At 70.0% G+C, this 22349-nt stretch carries 23 protein-coding genes; 12 read left to right on the forward strand and 11 right to left on the reverse strand.

What is annotated here, in order from left to right; all coding sequences use genetic code 11:
- The first annotated feature begins 52 nt into the window (after positions 1-52).
- Both ASD90_RS04335 and ASD90_RS04340 read left to right on the forward strand, forming a co-directional pair.
- Positions 53-247, forward strand: a complete 195-nt coding sequence (locus ASD90_RS04335; protein WP_056752081.1) for a CsbD family protein — start codon at positions 53-55, stop codon at positions 245-247.
- Positions 248-443: 196 nt separating this feature from the next.
- The gene (locus ASD90_RS04340) at positions 444-2864 is read left to right on the forward strand and encodes a phosphoketolase (protein WP_255358542.1); all 2421 of its coding nucleotides are present in this window, start codon (positions 444-446) and stop codon (positions 2862-2864) included.
- A gap of 1 nt (position 2865) precedes the next feature.
- Here ASD90_RS04340 and ASD90_RS04345 read toward each other — a convergent pair whose 3' ends face one another.
- The 3 genes from ASD90_RS04345 to ASD90_RS24185 are packed head-to-tail and all read right to left on the reverse strand — an operon-like array spanning position 2866 to position 6072.
- Positions 2866-3654, reverse strand: coding sequence for a DeoR/GlpR family DNA-binding transcription regulator (locus ASD90_RS04345; RefSeq protein WP_056754425.1), 789 nt, complete (start codon positions 3652-3654; stop codon positions 2866-2868).
- A 10-nt stretch (positions 3655-3664) separates the two neighbouring features.
- Positions 3665-4672 carry a 4-hydroxythreonine-4-phosphate dehydrogenase PdxA gene (gene pdxA / locus ASD90_RS24180; protein ID WP_056752084.1) on the reverse strand — a complete coding sequence of 336 codons (1008 nt, stop codon included), beginning with the start codon at positions 4670-4672 and terminating at the stop codon, positions 3665-3667.
- The gene (locus ASD90_RS24185; RefSeq protein ID WP_056752088.1) at positions 4669-6072 is read right to left on the reverse strand and encodes a four-carbon acid sugar kinase family protein; all 1404 of its coding nucleotides are present in this window, start codon (positions 6070-6072) and stop codon (positions 4669-4671) included. Before ASD90_RS24185 ends, pdxA begins: the two co-directional genes overlap by 4 nt.
- Before the next feature lie 275 nt (positions 6073-6347).
- Here ASD90_RS24185 and ASD90_RS04360 point away from each other — a divergent pair, with 275 nt between their 5' ends.
- The 10 genes from ASD90_RS04360 (at position 6348) to ASD90_RS04410 (ending at position 16124) form a co-directional block, all read left to right on the forward strand.
- On the forward strand, positions 6348-7949 hold the full coding sequence (locus ASD90_RS04360; RefSeq protein WP_056752091.1) for an ABC transporter substrate-binding protein: 1602 nt from the start codon (positions 6348-6350) through the stop codon (positions 7947-7949).
- Positions 7950-7978: 29 nt separating this feature from the next.
- Positions 7979-8911 (forward strand): ABC transporter permease, encoded by a 933-nt coding sequence (locus tag ASD90_RS04365; protein WP_056752094.1) that lies wholly within the window; start codon positions 7979-7981, stop codon positions 8909-8911.
- On the forward strand, positions 8908-9861 hold the full coding sequence (locus ASD90_RS04370) for an ABC transporter permease (RefSeq protein WP_056752096.1): 954 nt from the start codon (positions 8908-8910) through the stop codon (positions 9859-9861). Before ASD90_RS04365 ends, ASD90_RS04370 begins: the two co-directional genes overlap by 4 nt.
- On the forward strand, positions 9858-10697 hold the full coding sequence (locus tag ASD90_RS04375; protein WP_056752099.1) for an ABC transporter ATP-binding protein: 840 nt from the start codon (positions 9858-9860) through the stop codon (positions 10695-10697). The genes ASD90_RS04370 and ASD90_RS04375 overlap by 4 nt, the downstream gene beginning before the upstream one ends.
- Positions 10690-11538: an ATP-binding cassette domain-containing protein gene (locus tag ASD90_RS04380; RefSeq protein WP_082588473.1), complete on the forward strand. Its 849-nt coding sequence runs from the start codon at positions 10690-10692 to the stop codon at positions 11536-11538. Before ASD90_RS04375 ends, ASD90_RS04380 begins: the two co-directional genes overlap by 8 nt.
- Entirely contained in the window at positions 11535-12527 is a 993-nt protein-coding gene (locus ASD90_RS04385; RefSeq protein WP_056752102.1) for an aldo/keto reductase, read from the forward strand. Before ASD90_RS04380 ends, ASD90_RS04385 begins: the two co-directional genes overlap by 4 nt.
- A complete protein-coding gene (locus ASD90_RS04390) occupies positions 12524-13318 on the forward strand; it encodes an HpcH/HpaI aldolase/citrate lyase family protein (RefSeq protein WP_235506381.1) in 795 nt (264 codons plus the stop codon). Before ASD90_RS04385 ends, ASD90_RS04390 begins: the two co-directional genes overlap by 4 nt.
- The gene (locus ASD90_RS04395) at positions 13315-14556 is read left to right on the forward strand and encodes an exo-alpha-sialidase (protein ID WP_056752106.1); all 1242 of its coding nucleotides are present in this window, start codon (positions 13315-13317) and stop codon (positions 14554-14556) included. Before ASD90_RS04390 ends, ASD90_RS04395 begins: the two co-directional genes overlap by 4 nt.
- On the forward strand, positions 14553-15248 hold the full coding sequence (locus tag ASD90_RS04400; protein WP_056752109.1) for an SDR family NAD(P)-dependent oxidoreductase: 696 nt from the start codon (positions 14553-14555) through the stop codon (positions 15246-15248). Before ASD90_RS04395 ends, ASD90_RS04400 begins: the two co-directional genes overlap by 4 nt.
- Positions 15249-15845: 597 nt before the next feature.
- The gene (locus tag ASD90_RS04410; RefSeq protein WP_157622976.1) at positions 15846-16124 is read left to right on the forward strand and encodes a hypothetical protein; all 279 of its coding nucleotides are present in this window, start codon (positions 15846-15848) and stop codon (positions 16122-16124) included.
- Positions 16125-16177: 53 nt separating this feature from the next.
- Here ASD90_RS04410 and ASD90_RS04415 read toward each other — a convergent pair whose 3' ends face one another.
- The 8 genes from ASD90_RS04415 to ASD90_RS04450 form a co-directional block, all read right to left on the reverse strand.
- The gene (locus ASD90_RS04415) at positions 16178-17440 is read right to left on the reverse strand and encodes a site-specific integrase (RefSeq protein WP_056752115.1); all 1263 of its coding nucleotides are present in this window, start codon (positions 17438-17440) and stop codon (positions 16178-16180) included.
- Positions 17440-18111, reverse strand: a complete 672-nt coding sequence (locus tag ASD90_RS04420; protein WP_056752117.1) for a recombinase family protein — start codon at positions 18109-18111, stop codon at positions 17440-17442. The genes ASD90_RS04415 and ASD90_RS04420 overlap by 1 nt, the downstream gene beginning before the upstream one ends.
- 222 nt (positions 18112-18333) lie before the next feature.
- On the reverse strand, positions 18334-18924 hold the full coding sequence (locus ASD90_RS04425) for a hypothetical protein (protein ID WP_157622978.1): 591 nt from the start codon (positions 18922-18924) through the stop codon (positions 18334-18336).
- A 370-nt stretch (positions 18925-19294) separates the two neighbouring features.
- Positions 19295-20473 (reverse strand): AAA family ATPase, encoded by a 1179-nt coding sequence (locus ASD90_RS04430; protein WP_056752123.1) that lies wholly within the window; start codon positions 20471-20473, stop codon positions 19295-19297.
- Between the two features lie 26 nt (positions 20474-20499).
- Positions 20500-21204: a toprim domain-containing protein gene (locus ASD90_RS04435; protein ID WP_056752125.1), complete on the reverse strand. Its 705-nt coding sequence runs from the start codon at positions 21202-21204 to the stop codon at positions 20500-20502.
- The gene (locus tag ASD90_RS04440) at positions 21201-21647 is read right to left on the reverse strand and encodes a hypothetical protein (RefSeq protein ID WP_056752128.1); all 447 of its coding nucleotides are present in this window, start codon (positions 21645-21647) and stop codon (positions 21201-21203) included. The genes ASD90_RS04435 and ASD90_RS04440 overlap by 4 nt, the downstream gene beginning before the upstream one ends.
- Before the next feature lie 15 nt (positions 21648-21662).
- On the reverse strand, positions 21663-22088 hold the full coding sequence (locus ASD90_RS04445) for a hypothetical protein (RefSeq protein WP_162260169.1): 426 nt from the start codon (positions 22086-22088) through the stop codon (positions 21663-21665).
- Positions 22089-22100: 12 nt separating this feature from the next.
- Positions 22101-22349, reverse strand: coding sequence for a helix-turn-helix domain-containing protein (locus ASD90_RS04450; protein ID WP_056752134.1), 249 nt, complete (start codon positions 22347-22349; stop codon positions 22101-22103).

Below are 22349 nucleotides of genomic sequence, written 5' to 3' on the forward strand. Positions count from 1 at the left end.
CGGGACCGGGTAGGGGGAGTGGTATCCGAGCGAAGGCGAAAGGAGCCCCGACATGGGTACCGAGGACAAGGCCAAGAACATGGGTGAAGACCTGAAGGGCAAGGCCAAGGAAGCCACCGGAAAGGTCACCGACAACGAGCGACTCGAGGCCGAGGGCAAGCGTGACCAGGCCTCGGCAGACCTCAAGCAGCGGGGCGAGCAGCTCAAGGACGCGGGCGACGACGTCAAGGACGCCTTCAACCGCTGACCTTCCGGAGTGGGGTGGGCCGGTCCCGACGGGGACCGGCCCACTGCCGTCCCCGGGCCCGTTCGACGCTCCCACCCGCACCGAGGGCGTATGCCGTCCGGCCGGCTGGCCGGTTCAGGGACCTTCGTCCCCTTGTCAGCGGGGCGTCCGTCGGTGAGGCTCGACGGGACGATCTCTTCCCTCGAGAGGCCCTGCTGTGACGACATCGACGACCGCCACGACCACCGAGCCAGCCCCGATCGCGGTGCCGGCCCCGACCGCCGACGAGATCGCGTCGATGGACGCGTGGTGGCGGGCCGACAACTACCTGACGATCGGGCAGATCTACCTGCAGGACAACCCCCTGCTGCGGCGCCCGCTCGTGCCGGACGACATCAAGCCGCGGCTGCTCGGCCACTGGGGCACCAGCCCCGGGCTGTCGTTCGTCTACACCCACATGTCGAGGGTCATCCGCCACACCGGCCAGCAGACGATCTACCTCACGGGACCCGGCCACGGCGGCCCCGCCCTCGTTGCCGCGGGCTACCTCGAGGGCACGTACTCCGAGATCTACCCGGCCGTGACGTGCGACGAGGACGGCGTGAGGCGGCTCTTCCGCCAGTTCTCGGCACCCGGCGGCATCCCGAGCCACGTGTCCGTGACGACGCCGGGCTCGATCCACGAGGGCGGCGAGCTCGGCTACGTGCTCGTCCACGCCTTCGGCGCCGTCATGGACAACCCCGACCTGCTGGCCCTCGCCGTCGTCGGTGACGGCGAGGCCGAGACCGGCCCGCTCGAGGGCTCGTGGAAGGGCATCTCCTTCCTCAACCCGCGCCGCGACGGGGCGGTGCTGCCCGTGCTGCACCTCAACGGCCACAAGATCGCCGGCCCGACGGTGCTCGGCCGCAAGGACCCCGCGGAGGTGCGCAGCCTGCTCGAGGGCCACGGCTACGACGTGCTCGAGGTCGAGGGTGACGACGTGCCGGGCATGCACGAGCGCTTCGCGGAGACGCTGGCGACGGCATACGGCCGGATCCGCGCCATCCAGCAGGAGGCCCGCGCCGACGGGTGGGTCATGGGGGAGCGGCCGCGGTGGCCCCTGATCGTGCTGCGCACGCCGAAGGGGTGGACCGGTCCCGAGGAGGTCGACGGGATCCCGGTGACCGGCTCGTGGCGCTCGCACCAGGTGCCGCTGTCCGGCGTCAAGGACAACCCCGAGCACCTCGCCGTCCTCGAGACATGGCTGCGCTCCTACCGGCCCGACGAGCTCTTCGACGCGTCGGGAAGGCCGACCGACCTCGTGCTGCAGGCCAACCCGGAGGGCACCCTGCGGATGAGCGCCTCGCCGCACGCGAACGGCGGCGCGCTGACGACCGACCTCGACATCCCCGACTTCCGCGACTTCGCGCGCGACGTGCCGACGCCCGCGACCGTCCGGGAGGAGTCCACGCGCGCCATCGGCGAGATGATGCGCGAGCTCTACGTCCGCAACCCGACGACCTTCCGCCTGTTCAGCCCCGACGAGACGAACAGCAACCGGGTCGGCGCCGTCTTCGACGTGTCAGACCGGATGACGGCCGAGCGGGTCACGGACGACGACCTCAAGCTCTCGCACGAGGGCCGGGTCATGGAGGTGCTCTCCGAGCACTCGTGCCACGGCTGGCTTGAGGGCTACACGCTGACCGGTCGGCACGGCCTCTTCGCGACGTACGAGGCGTTCGCGATGGTGAGCGCCTCGATGACCGTGCAGCACAGCAAGTGGCTCCAGGAGGCCAACAAGCTCGACTGGCGGGCCGAGGTGCCGAGCCTCAACATCCTGCTGACCTCGACGGCGTGGCGCAACGACCACAACGGCTTCTCGCACCAGGGCCCGGGACTCATCCAGACCGTCCTCAACGCGCGGGGCGACGTCTCGCGCATCTACCTGCCGCCGGACGCGAACTGCCTTCTGTCCGTTGCCGACCACTGTTTCAGGTCGAGGAACTACGTCAACCTCATCGTCATCGACAAGCAGCCCCAGCCGCAGTGGCTGACGATGGACGAGGCGATCGCGCACAGCGCGGCCGGCGCCGGCATCTGGGACTGGGCGGGCAGCGACGACGGCGACCGCGACCCCGACGTCGTGCTCGGCTGCGCGGGGGACGTCGTGACGATGGAGGTCGTCGCAGCGGCCCAGATCCTCAAGGAGAAGCTGCCGCAGCTGCGCGTCCGCGTCGTCAACGTCGTCGACCTCATGACACTGCCGCGGGCGCGCAGCCACCCCCACGGCATGGACGACGTGCGGTTCGGCGAGCTCTTCACCGACCACGTCGACGTCGTCTTCGCCTTCCACGGCTACCCCGGGGCGATCCACCAGCTCGTCCATGGCCGACCCGACGCCGACCGCTTCCACGTGCGCGGGTTCAGCGAGGAGGGCACGACCACGACACCGTTCGACATGGTCGTGCGCAACGGCGTCGACCGCTACTCGCTCGTCATGGACGCCATCAACAACGCCGGTCGGCAGGTGCGCGGGTCGAGCGAGGTCAAGGCGTGGTGCGAGGCGCAGCTCGCGAAGCACCACGACTACATCGTCGAGCACCTCGAGGACATGCCGCAGGTGCGCGACTGGGTCATGACGACCCCGCTCGAGGACTGACTCAGTCGCGGCGCGGTGCGATGACGACCTCGATGCCGTTGTCGCGGAAGGCCTGCAGCGCAAGGGGATCGGCAGACTCGTCGGTGACGAGGGTCCACGTGCGCGGCATCACGGCCCACGCGTGGAAGGGTGACTGGCCGAGCTTGTCGGCGTGGGCGAGGACGTAGGTGTGCTCGGCCCGGCTCATCATGAGCTCCTTGAGCCGGGTCTGCTCGAGGTCGGCCTCGCAGATGCCGCGCTCGGCGTGCACGCTGTCGGCACCCATGAAAGCGCGGTCGAAGGAGAGCCGCTGCACGGCGGCCTCGGCGAGCGGCCCGACGAAGGCCTGGCTGAGCGGCCGCAGCCGGCCGCCGAGGGCGATGACGTCGATGCCGACGCTGTCGGCGAGGGTGCCCATGGCGCTGATGCCGGCCGTGACGACGGTCAGCTCGGTCAGCTCGGGGGTCTTGGTGATGGCGTCGGCGAGCGCGCCCATCGTCGAGCCGGCATCGAGCAGCACGGTCTCACCGGGCTCGATCTGGTCGGCGGCCCAGCGCGCGATGTCGCGCTTGGCGGCGTGCGCCTCACCCAGCCGCTGGCGCAACGAGGCCTCGGGGTGGTGGGCGAGGCTCATGACGCCGCCGTAGGTGCGGGCCAGCTTGCCCTGCGCCGTCAGCTTGGCGAGGTCGCGGCGGATCGTCGACGCGGTCACGCCGAGCTGGTCGGAGAGCTCCTCCACGCTCGCGAGCCCACTGGTGGTGGCGAGGCGGACGATCTCGCCCCGACGCGTCTGTGCGGTGTGCTTCGCCACGCTGGGCACCCTAGGCGTCCACGGGCCGCGGCGCCATCTCCGCGCCCAGACGCAGCGCCTCGATCATCGAGCGGTGGTCGGCGATGCCAGTCCCGGCGATGTCGAAAGCCGTGCCGTGGTCGACGGACGTCCGGATGACGGGGAGGCCGATCGTGACGTTGACACCGGCCTCGAGGCCGAGCACCTTGACCGGACCGTGGCCCTGGTCGTGGTACATCGCGACGACGAGGTCGTAGTCGCCGCGGCCGGCGAGGAAGAAGAGGGTGTCGGCCGGCAGGGCGCCGTGGACGTCGATGCCGTCGGCCCGGCAGACCTCGACCGCGGGGTTGATCTTCGACGCCTCCTCGCCGTAGCCGAAGAGGCCGTTCTCGCCGGCGTGCGGGTTGATGCCGCACACGCCGATCTTCGGGTTCGGGGTGCCGGCGTCGACGAGGGCCTTGTGGCCGCGGCGGATGACGCGCTCGACGAGCCCCGGCTCGATGCGGTTGACGGCGTCGATGAGGCCGATGTGGGTCGTCACGTGGATGACCTTGACCCGCTCGGTCGACAGCATCATCGAGACCTCGGGAGTGCCGGTGAGGTGGGCGAGCAGCTCGGTGTGCCCGGGGAAGACGTGGCCGCCGGCGTGCAGCGCCTCCTTGTTGAGCGGGGCCGTGCAGATCGCCTGGACCTTGCCCGCCATCGCGAGCTCGGAGGCGACCCGGATGTAGTGGTAGGCCGCATCGCCGGCGACGGCGGACAGCCGGCCGAACGGCAGGTCCTCGGGCAGCAGGGCGAGGTCGATGACGTTGATGCGGCCGGGGATCTCGCTCGCCTCCTCGACGTCGTCGATCGTGACGATGTCGACGGGGACGCCCGCGATGTCGGCGGCCTGCTTGAGGCGCATCGCGTCACCCACGACGACGACGCGCGCCATGGTGGCGACGTGCGGGTCGGCCAGGGCCTTGACGATGATCTCGGGGCCGATGCCGGCGCCGTCGCCCATGGTCACGGCGATGCGGGGAAGGGCGGCGCTCATGAGTTCTCCTCGGTGGTCGCGCCGGGGGTGGCGCGGGTTGCGGTGTGAGTTGGCGTGGTGTCGGGGGGTGCGGCGCCGAGCAGGTGCGTGGCGACGCGGGCGAGCGAGGTCGGGTCGCCGAAGCTGCCCGGGCGGGTGACGACGAGGCCCCCACCGGGAAGGCGGCTCACGACGGTGCCGGTCTCGACCTCCTCGACGACCTCGAGGGAGTGCACGTCGAGCCGGTCGAGGACGGCACGGGCCGTCTCGCCGCCGGAGAGGAACACGCCGTCGTACTCGTCGAGCAGCGGCGCCACCGCGGTGGCGAGGGCCTCGGTCAGGGCACGCGACCGGGTCGGGTCGGCGGGGGCGGCCGGGTCGAGCGCCACCACGACGACACTGCCGCGGCCTCGGGCGGCCAGCTCGGCGCGTACGACCCCGGGGTCGGCGAGCAGCCGGCCCGGCTGGACGAGGACCATGTGCGTGGTCCGCGCGGCACAGAGCTGCTCGAGCTGCGCCGAGACGCCGGGGGCGCGCGTGCCCAGCACGAAGAGCACGGACCGGACGGGCCCGACGGACGGTGCGGACCGCATCGCACCCGCCGTTTCGGCGCCGCGGCCCTCAAATGGTGCGTTGTCGGGCTCCGGGCCCGCAATTCGGGGGCCGCGGCGCTGCTCTGGCGGTAGGGCACGCACGGCGGCGTCGGCCAGCGCTCCCGAGCCGACGAGGAGGGTGCCACGCCCACGGGCGGCGCTCGCGGCCACGGCGGCCGCGTGGACGACGTCGAGGTCGGCGTCGGTCACGGCGTCGCAGACGGCGACCAGTCCGGCGTCGGCGGCGGCCGCCAGAGCCTCGGCCACGGCCGCGACGCCACGGCTGACCACCGAGTGGGGCACGAGGACCGTCGCGAGCGGGTGCAGGGCTGTGGCCACCCGGTCGGGCGCCGCGGTCGCCTCGACGGCCCACAGGTCGGTGCGGTGCAGGGGCGTGCCACCGACGTGGAGCACGCCGTCGACCACGACCCGCTCGAGAGCCGGGTTGGCGACGGCGACGACCGGCGTGCGCTGCAGCTCCTCGGCCAGTGCGGACACCTCGGCGGCGACGTGTCCTCGCAGCAGCGAGTCGACCTTCTTGACGACGACGGGTGCGCCGGCGACGAGACCGGCGGCTGCGCGGACCGCGCCCTGGGCCTCCTGCTCGGTGAGTCGACGCGAGTCGGTGTCGACGGTGACCACCGCGAGGGGCTCGTCCTCGGTGCCGCCGGCGCCCGTGCAGGGTGCGTCAGGATGCACGATGGTGGCATCCGCGTCCCGGCCCGCCAGGACCACAATGCTGCGCGAAACACGCATAAGTGCGTGCGATGCGCACTCGGCGGCGCCGCTCAGGTCGTCAGCGACGATGCCCAGGGACGGTGCAGTCATGGTCTCCTCCTCACGGCGCTCAGGGCGTGTCTTGGGCTGTGCAGCAAGGAGATTGGCGTCCTTGCCGGTGGGGGCGAAGGGTTGGTCAGCGTGCTCCGGGAGTGCTCCGGACGGCATACGACCAACCGTCTCTTCACAAAAAACGCTACAGGTATTGCGCGAATCGCGCAACGGTGCGAAGGTGGTCCAACCCGAGGGGCGCATCGTGCGCCGCCGACGGGGAGGCCACCGCTCAACGAGGAGTCCCGATGCCCCAGCAGCCTGCACTGCTTCCCATGTCTGACCAGTCGACGCGCGAGGTCTCGCGTCGCTCGATTCTCAAGTTCGCCTCGCTGGCCGGCGCCGGAGCACTCTTCGCTCCCGCGCTCGCGGCCTGCGCCGGGCCCAAGTCCGCCACCACCGCGAGCACTGCCGGGGCAGGCGCTGCGGGGGGCACACTGAGCATCGTGCTCAACCGCAACCTGGTCAGCCTCGACAACAAGCTGAACCAGTACGACGCGGCCGTCACCGTCCAGCGCGCCGTGCGCGAGGCCCTGACGAAGATCGGCGACAAGCTCACCCCCGAGCTCATGCTCGCCGAGTCGTTCGAGCAGACCAAGCCCACCGAGTGGACCGTCAAGCTGCGCGACGACATCCACTACTCCGACAAGTCGAAGGTCACGGTCGAGGACGTCGAGACGGCGCTCCGGCTCTACTTCGAGGTCAAGGCCGGCTACGTCGCCTCGCAGTTCCCCGAGCAGCCCACCTTCGCCAAGATCGACGACCGGACCTTCACCCTGACGACGAAGAGTCCCGTCGTCTCGCTCAACTCGCTGATGTCCAACATCCTGATCACCCCGGCCAAGGACAACAAGGCCGAGGAGCTCGACTCCGGGCTCGGCACCGGCCCCTTCACCGTCGCGAGCTCCGACTCCGGCACCGGCACCTACCGACTCGTGCGCAACGACAACTACTGGGGCACGCCGGCCAAGCTCGACACGGTCAACGTCGGCTACCAGGAGGAGGAGGGCGCGCGCGTCATCGCGATCACCTCGGGCCAGACCGACGTCATCGACACGATCACGCCCGAGTCCGCGACGTCCCTCAAGACCAACTCGGACATCGACGTCATCGAGACGCCCGGCACGCGCCTCATCCACCTCTTCTACAACTTCCGCAAGCCGGCGGGTAGCCCGCTCGCCAACCCGAAGGTGCGCGAGGCGCTCACCTACGCGATCGACCACGAGTCGCTCATCAAGGCGCTCATGAACGGCCAGGTCACCTCGGCCGAAGGTGTCGTGCCCACGACCCTGGCCGGGTTCGCCAAGACGGGTGAGTACACCTACGACGTGGCCAAGGCCAAGCAGATGCTCGCCGACAACGGCGGCTCCGGCCTCAAGGTGCGGATCATCTGGGAGGACTCCGAGTTCGCCGGTGCGTCACGCGTCCTCGAGGCCGTTTCGCAGATGCTCGCCGCCGTCGGTGTCACGGCCGAGCTGAAGATGATCCCCAAGGGCGGCGAGATCAACGCCTGGCGTCGCGGCGAGGCCGGCGACTGGGACATCCTGGCCAACGGCTACGGCAACCAGACGGGGCTCGCGCTGACGAACCTCCAGGGCCAGTACGGCGGCACGGCGGAGAAGGAGAAGACGCGCGACACCTACCACGGCTTCGTCGTCCCCGAGATCACCGCGCTGCTCGACCAGGCCGCTGCCGAGTCCGACGAGGCCAAGCGCAACGACCTGCTCAAGCAGGCGCAGGACAAGATCTGGGCGGAGTGGCCGGCCGTGTGGGCCTGGACGCCGAACAACGTCCTCGCCAAGCGCAAGCGGGTCCAGAACCTCAACCTCCGGGCGACGAACTCCTACGACCTCGCCGCCGTGACCGTCTCCGCCTGACTCACAGGCGACCAGACCAAGGTGATCCCATGCTCAAGTACGTCCTCAAACGGGTCGGCCAGACGATCCTGACGGCCTTCCTCGCCGTCGCGACCGTGTTCGTCCTGCTCCGCATGGCCCCGGGGGACCCCGCCGCCAACTACGCGCCGCCGAACCCGAGCTCGGAGCAGCTCGAGGCGATCCGCCAGCAGTTCGGGCTCGACCAGCCGGTCCCCGTGCAGTTCTGGACGTTCCTGCAGCACCTGTTCCAGGGCGACGTCGGCACGTCGTTCTTCTTCAAGCGCCCCGCGCTCGACGTCGTCCTGGAACGCCTGCCCTACACGATCACCCTCGCGGTCGCGGCGATCATCGTCACCTCGGCCGTCGCGATCCCGCTGGGCGTGTGGATGGCGCGCCGCAGCAACACGGCTCCGGAGCTGGGAGCCAACATCGGCACCATCGCCGGTCAGTCGATGCCCGACTTCTGGATCGGCTTCGTGCTGCTCATCCTCTTCGCGGTCAACCTTCACTGGTTCGCGCCCTCGGGCTTCGACTCTGCGGCCTCGATCATCCTGCCCACCGTGACGATCGCGATCCTGCAGATCGCGCTCATCTCGCGGCTCGTGCGCCGCGAGATGGTCGTCAACCTCGCGTCGCCCTACCTGACGGTCGCACGGTCGCGCGGGGTGTCGGAGCGTGCGCTGACCTGGCGCTACGCCTTCTCCAACGCCGCGCTGCCGGTCGTCACGGCGCTGGGCACCCGCTTCGCGGCCATGCTCAACGGCGTCGTCATCGTCGAGGTCGTCTTCAACTGGCCCGGCGTCGGTGAGCTCGTCGTCAACGCGCTCAAGCAGCGCGACTTCCCGCTCATCCAGGCGACCGTCCTCGTCACCGTGGTGCTGGCGCTCGTCGTCCAGCTGCTCGTCGACCTGCTCTACCCGCTCATGGACCCGCGGGTCCGACTCGGAGAGGCCAGCTCATGACCACCTCGACGAACCTGCCCGGCCACCCGCAGGTCCCGAACCTCGCCGAGGTGCCCGGCTCCATCCTCGGTCGCGAGTCGGCCGTGACGAAGGTGCTGCTGCGCCGCTCGGCCGCCGCGCGACGGGCCCGCTACAGCACCGTCAAGATCTGGGTCGGTGCGATCTGCGCCGGTGTCGTCGTCATCCCGGTCGTGCTGGCGGGAGTCCTCCCGCTGCCCGACCCGATCGTCGGCGCCCTGTCCGAGTCGTCGCTGCCCCCGTTCAGCGCGGGGCACCTGCTCGGCACCGACCCCAACGGACGCGACCTGCTCTCGCGCATCCTCCACGGCGGCCAGACGTCCCTCGTCATCGGCTTCCTCGCGATCTTCGTCTCGGGCCTCTTCGGCATCGTCGCGGGTGCCGCCGCCGGCTACTTCGGCGGCTGGGTCGACACGATCATCTCCCGGCTGCTCGAGGCGCAGATGGCCCTCCCGCTGCTGCTCATGCTGCTGCTCGTCGTGGCCCTCTTCGGCCCGTCGATCCCCGTCATCACGCTCGTCATCGCCTTCGCCCAGTGGCCCGAGCCGGCGCGCATCACCCGCGCGCTCGTGCTCGTCGAGCGGGAGAAGCCGTACGTCGCGGCGGCGCGCGTGCTCGGACTGCCGAAGTTCTCGATCCTCAGCCGGCACGTCGTCCCCAACATCCTCCAGCAGGTGCTCGTCGTCGTGCTCCTGCTGCTGGCCCAGGCCGTGCTGCTCGAGAGCGCGCTGTCGTTCCTCGGAGCCGGCGTCCAGCGGCCCTACCCGACGTGGGGCGGCATCATCTCCGACGGGCGCGAGCTCTTCGTCACGGGCAAGCCCTGGCTCGTCACCGTGCCGGGCCTGGCCATCGCGCTGCTCGTCGTCGGCGTCAACCTCGTCGGAGACGGCCTACGCGACCGGGTGCGACGCGCGAAGGGAGACCAGACATGAGAGTCCTCGAGGTCACGGACCTGCAGGTCGAGCTGCTCACCGGCACCAGCGTCGTGCGCGCCGTCGACGGCGTCAGCTTCCACATCGACGAGGGCGAGACGGTGACGATCATCGGCGAGTCCGGCTCGGGCAAGTCGACGACGGCGATGGCCATCCTGCGCCTGCTGCCCGACGACCTCGCGGTCATCTCCGGCGAGGCCCGCATCGGCGGCCAGGACGTCACCGGGAGCCGCAAGGTCATCGACAAGCTCCGCGGACGAGCCGTCGCGCTCATCCCGCAGGACCCGATGACGGCCCTCAACCCCATCCGCACCATCGGCCGGCAGATGACCGAGGCCGTGCGCATCAAGTACCCCGACCTCGGCAAGGCCGAGGCGAAGGCGCGGGCCCTGTCGCTCATGGAGCAGGTGCACATCCGCAACCCCGCGAAGCAGTTCGACGCCTACCCGCACCAGCTCTCGGGCGGGATGCTCCAGCGCGTGCTCATCGCGATGGCGGTCTCGACCGACGCCGACCTCATCGTCGCCGACGAGCCGACGAGCGCACTCGACGTCACGGTGCAGGCCGGCATCCTCGACCTGCTCCTCGAGCTGCAGGAGCAGACCGGGATCGCGCTGCTGCTCATCACGCACGACCTCGGCGTGGCGCGCCTCATGAGCGACCGCGTCCACGTCATGAAGTCGGGCGCCTTCGTCGAGGGCGGCCCGGTGACCGACGTCGTCGACCACCCCCAGCACCCCTACACCCAGAAGCTGCTCGGTGCGATCCCCGAGCTGGGCCCCTGGGAGGACCCGGGCGTCACGCCGCCGCTCGTCAAGGAGGCCAGCCATGGCTGAGGACCTGCTCACCGTCAGCAACCTCGTCGTCGAGTACGGCAGCGGCAAGGACGCCTTCCGGGCCGTCGACGACGTGTCCTTCAGCGTGCCGCGCGGCGGCACCCTGGCAATCGTGGGGGAGTCGGGCTGCGGCAAGTCGACGATCGCCAAGGCGCTCGTTCGCCTGCTGACGCCGACGTCCGGTGTCATCGACCTCGACGGCACCGACCTCGTCCAGCTCACCGAGAAGCAGCTGCGCCCGATGCGCCACCGGGTGCAGATGGTCTTCCAGGACCCGTACGGCTCGCTCGACCCGCACCTGACCGCCCAGGAGATCGTTGCCGAGCCGGTCCGGGTCCGCGGGGAGAAGTCGCGCAAGGTCCAGCGCGACCGGGCCGCCGAGCTCATCGACCGGGTCGGGCTGCCGCGCACCGCCCTCGACCGCAAGCCGCCGGAGTTCTCCGGCGGACAGCGTCAGCGCATCGGCATCGCCCGGGCGCTCGCCTCCGACCCGGAGCTGCTCGTCTGCGACGAGGCGACCAGTGCGCTCGACGTCTCCGTCCAGGCGCAGGTGCTCGAGCTGCTCGCCGACATCCAGGCCGAGACCGGGCTGACCTACCTCTTCATCTCGCACAACCTCGGCGTGGTCCGCGCCATCGCGCAGGACACGGTCGTCATGCGCGCGGGCCGGATCGTCGAGAGCGGCCGCACCGACGACCTCCTCTCGCGCCCGCAGGCGGAGTACACCCAGCGCCTGCGCCGCTCGGCGCTCGAGCCCGGCCTCATGACCGGCATCAAGCCGCGACACCTCATCCGCCACATCGCCGCCTCCCGCACGGCCGAGACCGAGAAGGCCTCATGACCACTGCTGCCCTGCCCACGCTCGACCTGCCCGGCCTCGACCGACCGCTCTCGCGGCTCGTGCTCGGGACCATGACCTTCGGCGACACGGTCGACCTCGACACGGCCCGCAGCATGGTCGACACCGCGCTCGACGCGGGCATCACCTCGATCGACACCGCCAACGGGTATGCCGCCGGGCGCAGCGAAGAGATGCTGGCCGAGATCCTCGTCGGCCGGCGCGACGCCGCGACGATCGCGACCAAGGCCGGCATCCACCCGGGTGACGCCGGGGGCGCCCCGCTGCTCTCGGCCGCGGGACTCCGCTCGTCGCTCGAGGCGAGCCTCCGCCGGCTGCGCACCGACCACGTCGACGTCTACTACCTGCACCAGCCCGACCGGTCCGTCCCGATCGACGAGACCGTCTCCGCCCTGGGCGAGTTCGTCAAGGAGGGCACGGTCCGCGCCATCGGCGTCTCGAACTTCTCGGCATGGCAGATCGGCGACGTCTTCGCGGCGTGCGACGCGCTCGGTACGCCGAGGCCGATCCTCGCGCAGCAGCTCTACAACCTCGTCGCACGCCGCATCGAGGCGGAGTACTCCGAGTTCGCCACGACGAAGGGCCTCGCGACCATCGTCTACAACCCGCTCGGCGGCGGCCTGCTCACCGGACGCCACTCCTTCACGGAGACGCCCGGCGAGGGACGCTTCGGCTCGTCGGCGCTCGCCACCATGTACAGGGACCGCTACTGGAACGCCGAGACGTTCGCGGTCATCGAGGCCCTGGGCGCCATCGCGTCCGAGGCCGGAGTCACCCTCCCCGAGCTGTCGCTGCGTTGGCTGCTGAGCAAGCCGGTCGTCTCGTCGGTGCTGCTCGGGGGATCCAAACCACACCAGCTGGAGGCCAACATCACTGCTGCACAAGCCGGTCCGCTCCACGACGACGTCGTCGCCGCGTGCGACGAGGCAGGCCTGGCGATCGCCGGGTCGATGCCGGGGTACAACCGATGAGCACGGCGATGGAGCGCAGCCGCGAGCGCGTGCTCGACTACGCGCGGCGGCTCCGGGCCCGCGAGACGATCCTCGGCTACTGGGTCATCATCGACTCTCCCGTGTCGACGGAACGGCTCGCCCGGCTCGGCTACGACTACGTCTGCTTCGACGCCCAGCACGGCCTGCTCGACTACAAGGGCATCCTTGCGGGCATGACGGCCGTCGACGCCGGTGGCGAGTCGGTCGGCATGGTCCGGGTCGGCGCCAACGACCCGTTCCTCATCGGGCAGGCCCTCGACTCGGGTGCGGCCGGCATCATCGTGCCGCTCGTCAACACCGCCGAGGACGCGGCCGCCGCGGTGTCGTTCGCGAAGTACCCGCCGCTCGGCATCCGCTCCTACGGGCCCATGAGGTCGCAGCTGCGCATCGGCCCCAACCCGGCCGACTCCAACGACGCGACGGTCGTCCTCGCGATGATCGAGACGCCCCAGGGGCTCGAGAACGTCGAGGCCATCGCGGCGACGCCCGGCATCGACGGGCTCTACATCGGTCCGTCCGACCTGCGCATCGCCGTCGGCGGCGCGACGTCGTCCGACACCGCCGTCGACGAGGCCTTCGAGTCCGCCGTCGAGCGGATCCTGGCCGCTGCCGAGGCGGCCGGCATCGCGGCCGGGTTCCACACTCCCAGTGGGGAGGTCGCGGCCAAGCGCCTCGCCCAGGGCTTCACGCTCGCGACCGTCTCGTCCGACCTCATCCACCTCGAGCAGGCCGCGACGGCCCACCTCAAGGCGGCGCGGGGCGAGTCGTGAGCGTCGCCGGGGCATCCGCCGTGGGGCTCCCGACCGACGGCGCCCTGCGCCCGCGCGACGGAGGCGGCCACACGGCATACCTCCCCACCCCGACGGTGCAGTGCCACGCGGCCAACCTCGCGTGGCTGCCGAACGGCGACCTCGCATGCGTGTGGTTCGGTGGCACCCAGGAGGGTGTCAGCGACATCACCGCCTACCTCTCGCGTATGCCGTCCGGCGCGGACACGTGGCTCGACCCCGTGCCGCTCAGCGACGACCCGACCAGGTCGGAGCAGAACCCGGTCCTCTTCACGGCGCCCGACGGTGCCGTCTGGCTGCTCTACACGGCCCAGCTCGCCGGCAACCAGGACACGTCCGAGGTGCGGCGCCGGGTGTCCCGCGACGGCGGGCAGACGTGGGCGGCGCCGACGGTGCTGCTGCCCGCCACGGACGCCGGCGGCGTCTTCGTGCGCCAGCCGCCCGTCGTGACCGCGAGCGGCCGCATCCTGCTGCCCGTCTTCAACTGCGTGACGGTGCCCGGCGAGAAGTGGGTCGGCAACGAGGACACGTCGAGCGTGTGGTGGAGCGACGACGGCGGCGACACGTGGACCGAGGCGCAGGTGCCGGGATCGCTCGGCTGCGTGCACATGAACGTCATCGTCCGCGAGGACTCCTCGCTCTGGGCGTGTTTCCGCAGCCGGTGGGCCGACCACGTCTGGGAGACGACCTCGACCGACGACGGCCTGACGTGGGCCGACCCCACCCCGACCGCGCTGCCCAACAACAACTCCTCGATCCAGGCCGTGGCGACCGGTGGGGGAGAGGTCGCGCTCGTCTTCAACCGCAGCTCGGCGCTGGACGCCACGGAACGCAGGGTCTCGCTCTACGACGAGATCGACGACGAGGGTGTCGTGGACGGCCTGGACGGTCCCGTCGTCGCCGAGCCGTCGCCGGAGGAGGCGGAGGCCGCGGGGCGCCGCACGGCGTTCTGGGGAGCGCCACGGGCGCCGATGACCCTCGGCCTCAGCCCTGACGAGGGCCGGTCGTGGCCGGTCCAGGTCGACCTCGAGACCGGCGACGGCTACTGCATGTCCAACAACTCGCGCGACGGTCTCAACCGCGAGCTGTCCTACCCCTCGGTGCTGCCCGGCCCGGACGGCGACCTGCACGTCGCCTACACCTACCACCGCCGCGCCATCAAGCACGTGCACCTTCCCGCCGACGTCGTCGACCGCCTGCGCCGGAGCCCATCCCGGTGAGTGCGGCGACGCGGCCCGGGCCGGCCCCCACCCCACATGCCGAGCGCGCGACACGCAGCGCGGTCGTCACGGGGGCCAGCTCGGGCATCGGTCTCGCCATCGCCCACGACCTCGTCGGTGCCGGGTGGCACGTCCTCGGGCTCAGCCGCTCCCGCGGCGCGCTGTCGGACGCCGCCACGTGGGTGCCGTGCGACCTGGCCGACGTGATCTCGGCCGACGAGGCCGTCCGTGTGGTGCGTGGGACCGCGGCCGGCGTCGGCGAGCTGCTCCCCGAGCAGGGCGAGCGGATGTGGGCCGTGCACGTGCGCGGCGCGGAGCTCGTCGTGGGCGGCCTCGTCGGGTCGCTCGTCGACGGCGGTCGTGTCGTCCTCGTCGGCAGTCGCACCATGACGGGGGTGCCCGGCAAGAGCCAGTACGCCGCCACAAAGGCCGCGCTCACCGCGATGGCCCGTTCGTGGGCCGCGGAGCTCGCACCGCGCGGGATCACCGTCAACGTCGTCGCTCCGGGACCGACCCGCACGGCGATGCTCGACGACCCCAACCGTGCGTCGGTGCCACCGGTCGTGCCGCCACTCGGCCGGCTCGTCGAGCCGTCGGAGGTCGCGGCGCTGACCCGCTTCCTGGTCGAACCGACCGGCGCGATGGTGACGGGTCAGACCATCGTCATGTGCGGCGGCGCGTCCCTGCCCTGACGGCGTGCGCCCGGGGGGCGGCCGGCATGCGCTCGCCTGCGCCGATCGACACACGTCCGGGTCAGCCGCACCCGGTGCGCGGTGTGCAACCGGCCCGCACGTGCGTAGGTGTGTCTCGCGGCGGCGGACCGGTCAGGCGGTGACCTTCTCAAGGACGACGGGGAGCCCCTCGCCGACGCCGATGCGGATGCAGATGCAGGCGACGCCCCAGCACCCCCGGAGTGCTGCAGGTCGCGCGCCAGGCCAACGGGGCTGACAGTGCCTGACCTGCGTAAACGTGTGGTGGGCCCCGTCGGGCTCGAACCGACGACCGGCGGATTAAAAGTCCGATGTCACGGAGCCCTTGAACACTAGTCTACATGGCCCGGCGACCAGCGGAGACGCGCGAATCGTCCTGCGACGATTGACAATCAGCAAATCGGCTGTGGCGCACCCCGACGCATCGGGGCCGACCTCGGCGGAGCCCTACCGGAGCCCGTACGGAGCCCCTTGAAGGTGCTCTCGGTAGTGCGGGAAACTTGCCGTCGGGGCGGCGTAAACGTCCGGATCTGCCGATGTGCGGACGTTGTGAATCCGCTGTCGTCTACGCTGCTGAACGTGGCAAATGAGGTGCGGTGCTTTCACTCACACCCGCCCAAGCGTGAGACACGGCTGTCGGACGGGACTGAACATCGCGGGGTCGTCGTGTGCCTGCACCCGTTCGGGCTGGGTGTGTTTCTTCCGGACCAGGAGACCTTTGGGCATGTCGATACCCCGATGATGGGCCGGTCCGCGACCTCGGGGCTTGACGACTATCCCCCGGTTGGCAGCGTCGTGTTGTTGACGGTGCTGGGCTACTCGGGCTTGGAGCAACTGCGCCTATCGGTCAACACCTGATCGTCCGCTCGTGCCGCGATCAGCGAGCGCACCGCGAGGGATCGCTCAGACGGCTACTGGACCGCGCGCAGATGGTTGCGTCGGGTCGGCGCGGTCGCGCTGGACGTGGCGCGGTCGAGCGCGGCGAGACGCTCGGCGTGGCGGGAGGAGTCCTCAGCGAACAGGTGCGTGTAGATCTGGCGCGTGATGATGTCGTCGGCGTGCCCGAGCCACGCCGCAACTTGGGCCGAGGGGATGCCCTGGCTGGCGGCGAGGGAGGCGAACGTGTGCCGCAGATCGTGCAGCCGGGGCGAGCCGATGCCGAGCGCAAGCGTGGCCGGGCGGAATCGTCGCTTCAGGAAAGTGCCCGCCTCCCATGGGTGGCTCCAATCGAGACGCCCGCTGCCCGTGGCGGCGGCGAACCTGCCGGACGTTCGCGGGCCGGTGCTCGCGCCGGGGCGGGTGCCGGGCCAGAGCGGCGCGTCGGGGTTGTCGCGGTCGGGGTGCATCGCGAGCACGTCGTGCACCGCCCTGAGCGCGCTTGGCAGCAGCGGCACGGTGCGAGCCTTGCCCGACTTCGGCGTGTGCTCAGACCACACCCCACCCCGGAAGGCACGGGTGCGGGTGACCGTGATGGAGGGTGTGGAGGATTCAAGGTTCACGTCACCGACGTTGAGCCCGGCGACCTCGCCGGTACGCAGGCCGGTCCAGGCCATGAAGCGGACGAGCGCGCCCCACGGTGCCTCGGGGTAGGTGTCGCTGAGGCAGCGGGCGAGGCGGTCGATCTCCTCGGCGGTCATGAACTTTGGCGTGTAGTCGAGCCGACCGGTGCTCCGGTTGGTTGGAAGCCGGACGTCGCGTGCCGGGTTGTAGGTGATCGCTCGGGCGCGCACCGCGTAGGCGAACACCTGTCCCAAGACCCACCCGTGGTGCTTGATCGTGGCCGGAGCCTTGTTGTCCCGCAACAAGCTCGTGATCCAGTCCTGCACGTCGCCCGCCGTGATTGAGCCGATACGCCGGTCACCGAACGCCGGGCGGACACTCGCGCTCCAGATCGCCCGGTAGCCGCGAGCAGTGGACGGCTTGGTGAGTGTCTCGCGCTCGGCCAACCAACGCTCACCCCAGAAGGCGAGCGACTGCTTGCCGCCCGCGTAGTCGGGGAGATTGGCTGAGGTGATGGCGTCCTCGACCTCGCGCTTCTTGGCCTTGGCCTCGCGCTCGGTGCGATAGCGCGCCTTCTTGAAGTGACGCTTACCAGCCGTGTCGTACCAACTCCACCGCACCTCATACGGGCGTGGGCTGGTGGTGCTTGTCTCGACCTTGACGATGCGAGCCATCAGGCGACCGTCCTTCCGGCTCGGTCGAATACGCGGCGGACGGTGGACGACTGCCAACCGGGCCGACCCTGCGGGCTGAGGATGCCGTCGTCGGTGAGCCCGCGAGCGATGGCCCCGAACGAGGCTCCGCCCTCCCGCTCGCGACAGATGCGGTCCACGACGCCAGCCGTCGCGAGCCGGGGCCGACCGATCTGCTTGCCCTTGGCCTTCGCGGCGGCGAGCCCTTCGCGGGTGCGAGTCGCGATCATCTCTCGCTCCAACTCAGCGAACGTCGCCAGCATGTTCGCCATCGCCTTGCCGTACGGAGTCGACAGGTCGAGGGCGAGGTCGCAGACCACGAGGTCCCAGCCTTGGAGCCGGGCGCGCTCCATGACGTCGCTCGCGTGGAGCACCGACCGGGCAAGCCGGTCCATCTTGGCGACGATCAGGGCGTCTGCGCGCCCGGTCGCGAGTTGGTCGAGCGCGTCGCGCAGACCTGGGTTGACCTGCTTGCCGGACGCGCCCTCATCGGTGATCACATCCACGGTCCAACCGCGCCGGGTCGCCTCCGCCGTGACCGTGTCGCGTTGGGCGTCGAGCCCGAGCCCGGTGCGCACTTGCTCGGCTGTCGACACGCGGCAGTAGGCGAGTGCTCGGGTGACGGGCCGGGTGCCCGCTTGAGCCTTGCTCATCTTGGTTCCTTCCTTGTTCTCGGTCGGGCGTAACCGACCGGCTTGGCCTTACGCCCCGAACGGTACGCCTGCCGTCTCACTTCGTGAGACGGTTCGCCCGCCATTCGAGCACACGGCGTGCTACGCGCCCGCCTAACGCTGCCGACGGGCTCGACCCTCGCCCGGTACTGGCCCGGCCATTACGCACCGTTACGCCACAGCCGGGGCGTGCGAGGCGTGGGCCTACGGGGCGAACGTCGCCCGTCCGGGGTCGGGGTCGAGGCGTAGCCCCGAGCGGATGTGGGTGGGCACCTTCACAACGGCCCCGATCCGCTTGCCTCGGGGCGGGCTCGCAGGTGCGCTTGCCGGCTGGGCGGGCGGGGCTGTGGCTGCCGGCTCGCGGATGACCTCGCCGGGGATGGTGTCGCGCTCAGGCAGCCACTCGTCACCCCACCCCCGGTCCGGGGTGGGGAGGGCGCGCCGCGGGGTGTCCTCGATGATCAGGTCGGGGTCGCTCAGGATCTCCTTGAGCAGATCGCCAAACGGATCGTCTTGCGCGAGCCCAAACTTGACCATCTGGGCCGGGGCGAAGCCTGCGCGGTCGAGGGCGTCCTTGATCGCGGACAACCGGACGGCCTCGCTCTCCGCGCTGGCGGCGATGCCAAGCAGCTGCGCCATGAGCACGTCTGCCGCCGCAGCGAGCCGCTCCGCTGCCTTCCTCCGCACCTGGGGCGCGGAGCCACCATGCTTCGGGCAGACGGTGGAGCCTCTGACCGGCCAACGGCCGCATGGAGTTCCGTCCTTCTTGTGGGCTTTGCACTTGGGCTTGTCCATTGCAATCTCCTTGTCCTTCAGTGTGTTTCACGTCATCCGAAATCGTGGGCCGGGGAGGGGAATCGGCGGCCTTTCACGCCTCCCCGTGCTGCGCCTAGCCTCCCTGAGCACACTTCGATAGGTCTTCACTTCCGTAGGTCATCGCGCGAGTCCTCCATACCTGCAAGAAGATCGGCCCCGGCAAGGGGTGGACCAAGGGGGTGGGTGGGGTAACCGGCCTTCTCTAGCCACCCCTTGACCGACCAAGGAGTCGCTAGAGGAGGTTGATTCCCCGTAAGAGAGCCTTGCCCCACCCCTAGCCCTTCCGTGCCACGTTTCCGCTGGTCGGAGCAAGAAGTGGCTAGAGGCTGGTGCTCCTTCTCATGCGACCTCAACCCGATTCACCACCCTGCACAGCATCGGGCGGCGCGACGGTCCATTCCCAGCCGCAGATCGCCGCGCCCTCGCGGCGCTGCACCGAACGAACGCCATAGTGGCGCTTGGTCCGCTTGATGGTGTCGAGGGTGTGCCCGGCCTCCTGCAAGAGACGCTGCACCTCACGCGCCGGTCGCGGGTCGCGCTCCGCCAGAAGCGCCTTCATGTTCTCCCAACACTCGTCCCGTTCTGGGGCGTCGCGCCGGGAGTCGTGGCCCCGGAGGAGCGTGTCGGCGTCCATGTCCACCGGCTCACCCCACTCGATGCCTGAGGTATCGATGGACTTGCCGCCAGCATCAGTGACCTCTCGCGGCACGATCACGTATCGCACTGACCGGCCCCGCACGGTGATGTTGGCCTTGGAGTGGACGAAGACGTACGTGCCTGGCTCCTCTGGATGCTCGCCGACCATCCACGCCGACCGGGCAAGCCCGATGAAGCCGCCGTGTGAGCCGCCACCCCGGTACTCAGCCTTCAGGTCGACCGACTTGTTGAGGTGGCGGATCAGTACGAACGCCGCGCCGGTCTTGGCGGCGAGTTCCTTGAAGGGGCCGAGCGCCTTGCGCACGCTCGCGTCGCTGCTGGTGTTTGTGTCCTCCCCGAAGAACGCCATGATCGGGTCCACGACCACCAGTACGGCGTCGACAGCCTTGACGGCCTGCCGCACCTTCGTCGTGTCCTTTGGAAACTCCAGGGCTCGGACTTGGCCGTCGTCGGAGCGTTGCATCCCAACGACGGCAACACGATCCAGCGCAGCTGGGATGTCCTTGCATCCGTACTCCTGAAGCGCCCCGACAAGCCGCGGGAGGATCGTGTCTCCCCAGTCGTCCTCCGCGCAGACCATCACGACACCACAAGGCGAAACCCGTTTCCGGGAAGCCGGGCGCGAGACACTGACATGAACACGCATGTCGGGCAGTGGCAGCCCCATGATGACGCGCGCCGCAAGGTCGACGGTGATCTGGGACTTGCCCTTGCCGGGATCACCGTCGAACACAGTGATCTTCCCCAGCGGGAGGTATGGGTACCAAAGGTGCCGGGCGGCGCGCATCGTGAAGTCGCTGGCTCGGAGCACGCCGTCTCCATGCAGCGGGATGACGTTGTCGCCGGCCGCCCTGGGCGCGTTGCTTGGCATGCTTGGTCTCTCGTTCCGTTGCCGGCTCATATCGGACTGCCTGACCCGTCTGGGTGGGGGTTGCTGGCCATGACTCGCAGAGCAAACTTCTCGAGTTTGTGCAGGTCCATCGGCACCAGGTCATCGAGCGTGTAGCCGTCCTTGAGGTGGTCGGTGACGTCACGACCCCTGTCGAGCGGCATCGGCCCAGCAGCGCGGACGACCGTGATTCGCTCGCTCGGGATGCCGAATCGTGTGAGTAGCCCGTACCACCGGAACGCGGTAACGGCACCGGCGTCGTCCGCGTCGGCACACACGACGACACCTCCCCGCCATGGGCGGAGGCGTCGCGCCTGTCGGGAGGTCGGCCCGCCCGAGCCCTGCCTGGCTCCGCCCTGCCAGTGCGACACGGCCACCACCCCAGGCAGGCCGAGCGCGGCGATGGAGTCGGCGTCCTTCTCGCCCTCGGTGATGTAGAGGGTGCCGTGCTCGGAACCCTCAACCGCCGCAAGCAGGTCGGGCAGCCGGTACAGAAGGCTGTCGAAGTAGGCGCGCGCGGCTGGGTACTTGCGTTTGAGCGTTTTGGGCTGAACCCACGCCATGCCCTCGCCCTTTCGCGCCTGCATGTAGAAGGACTTCTGCTCGGCGGGGAAGGGGATGTCATCGGTGGGTGGTGGGGTCCGCTGGAACCGAATCTTGCGCAGCCGCAGGTGTCCTTGGCTGTCTGGGTAGTGGTACGTGGCGCCGTTCACCAGATGCTCCGAGTCTTCGTGGGGCTCCACGACGGCACGAACTGGTCTGGGAAGTCCATGACAACGCCCACCGGCCCGTAGATGACGCAGGTTGAGTCGGTCGAGAACAGTCGGTGGATCGCGCCTTGTCCGGGGATGAACGCTTGGACCCCGACCGCTGCTGCGTACTCCTCGACTGCCTTGCAGTGCAGGTCGTGACCTGGCTCGCCAGGTCGTTGCGCGTACGGGAAGCAGATGAGGATGCGGTGCTGGGTCTCCGTGGCCGTGAACACGAAGGCGTTGGCGAGCAGCGTTCGTCGCGCTGGCAGGCAGTAGTCACGGTGGGCTCGGGTGTCGAGGCGGCCACCACGGATCGCATGTGCGCACGGGTGGCGGGTGCTGGGGCGCAGGCGAACGGCCTGCGCCCAGAGCGCGATGTGCTCACCGAACTGTGGGTTCTTCATGGCAGGCAGGCTTGCTCAGGCGACGCGACGCACGAGGCGCACGGCGGGCGGCAGGAGGGTCAGCGGCGAGTTCGCGGCGTCGACCTGTCGCGACAGCCAAATCTGCGCAGTGCAGACGTTCTGGGCGTGGTTGACCGGCTGCCCACGCTTCACGTCAAGCGAGTCAAACCAAGCCGTGAGGTCGGCGAGGACCGCGCTGCGGCTCTGGACGTGAACACCCTTGCCCGAGAAGCACACCCGGATGATCAGCTGTGCCTCGATGGTGACCGGCGCGTCCGACTGCTGCCAACGGATTCGACCTCGGGTCAAAGGAACTCGCGACAACGGCATCGCGCGGTCGTCGGGTAGTCTCGAAGTGTTGATACTCATGGGAATCTCCTCCTCCTTCTGGGGGTTCCTGGCGGGGCAGTCACTTTGGCTCGGCGGCTGCCCCGCAGTCACGCCCGGCGTTGGTCAGTTCTTGGCGCCGAGATACGCGGCGTTGAGGTCGTTGAGGAAGCGGACAAAGTCGTCCGGGTCGATGCGCAGGACGTTGATCCGCACGGCGCGGAACCGACGCTCACGGAGCATGTCGTGCACCCAACGCACGTTGACGCCGTACTCCTCAGCGATCTCCAGCGCGGTCGGCCAGTCGCGAGCGGCCCGGAACTCATCAGCGGTCAGCGTCGACCCAGCCGGGCTACGCCTGGTTGGCTTGGCCAT

The organism is Terrabacter sp. Root181, from assembly GCF_001428505.1.
Lineage (GTDB): Bacteria > Actinomycetota > Actinomycetes > Actinomycetales > Dermatophilaceae > Terrabacter.

Coding starts and splice junctions, on each gene's coding strand:
- ASD90_RS04335 (WP_056752081.1), top strand. CDS start 53: ATGGGTACCGAGGACAAGGCCAAGAACATGGGTGAAGACCTGAAGGGC.
- pdxA (WP_056752084.1), bottom strand. CDS start 4,672: ATGAGCGCCGCCCTTCCCCGCATCGCCGTGACCATGGGCGACGGCGCC.
- ASD90_RS24185 (WP_056752088.1), bottom strand. CDS start 6,072: ATGACTGCACCGTCCCTGGGCATCGTCGCTGACGACCTGAGCGGCGCC.
- ASD90_RS04360 (WP_056752091.1), top strand. CDS start 6,348: ATGTCTGACCAGTCGACGCGCGAGGTCTCGCGTCGCTCGATTCTCAAG.
- ASD90_RS04365 (WP_056752094.1), top strand. CDS start 7,979: ATGCTCAAGTACGTCCTCAAACGGGTCGGCCAGACGATCCTGACGGCC.
- ASD90_RS04370 (WP_056752096.1), top strand. CDS start 8,908: ATGACCACCTCGACGAACCTGCCCGGCCACCCGCAGGTCCCGAACCTC.
- ASD90_RS04375 (WP_056752099.1), top strand. CDS start 9,858: ATGAGAGTCCTCGAGGTCACGGACCTGCAGGTCGAGCTGCTCACCGGC.
- ASD90_RS04380 (WP_082588473.1), top strand. CDS start 10,690: ATGGCTGAGGACCTGCTCACCGTCAGCAACCTCGTCGTCGAGTACGGC.
- ASD90_RS04385 (WP_056752102.1), top strand. CDS start 11,535: ATGACCACTGCTGCCCTGCCCACGCTCGACCTGCCCGGCCTCGACCGA.
- ASD90_RS04390 (WP_235506381.1), top strand. CDS start 12,524: ATGAGCACGGCGATGGAGCGCAGCCGCGAGCGCGTGCTCGACTACGCG.
- ASD90_RS04415 (WP_056752115.1), bottom strand. CDS start 17,440: ATGGCTCGCATCGTCAAGGTCGAGACAAGCACCACCAGCCCACGCCCG.
- ASD90_RS04420 (WP_056752117.1), bottom strand. CDS start 18,111: ATGAGCAAGGCTCAAGCGGGCACCCGGCCCGTCACCCGAGCACTCGCC.
- ASD90_RS04425 (WP_157622978.1), bottom strand. CDS start 18,924: ATGGACAAGCCCAAGTGCAAAGCCCACAAGAAGGACGGAACTCCATGC.
- ASD90_RS04430 (WP_056752123.1), bottom strand. CDS start 20,473: ATGCCAAGCAACGCGCCCAGGGCGGCCGGCGACAACGTCATCCCGCTG.
- ASD90_RS04440 (WP_056752128.1), bottom strand. CDS start 21,647: ATGAAGAACCCACAGTTCGGTGAGCACATCGCGCTCTGGGCGCAGGCC.
- ASD90_RS04450 (WP_056752134.1), bottom strand. CDS start 22,349: ATGGCCAAGCCAACCAGGCGTAGCCCGGCTGGGTCGACGCTGACCGCT.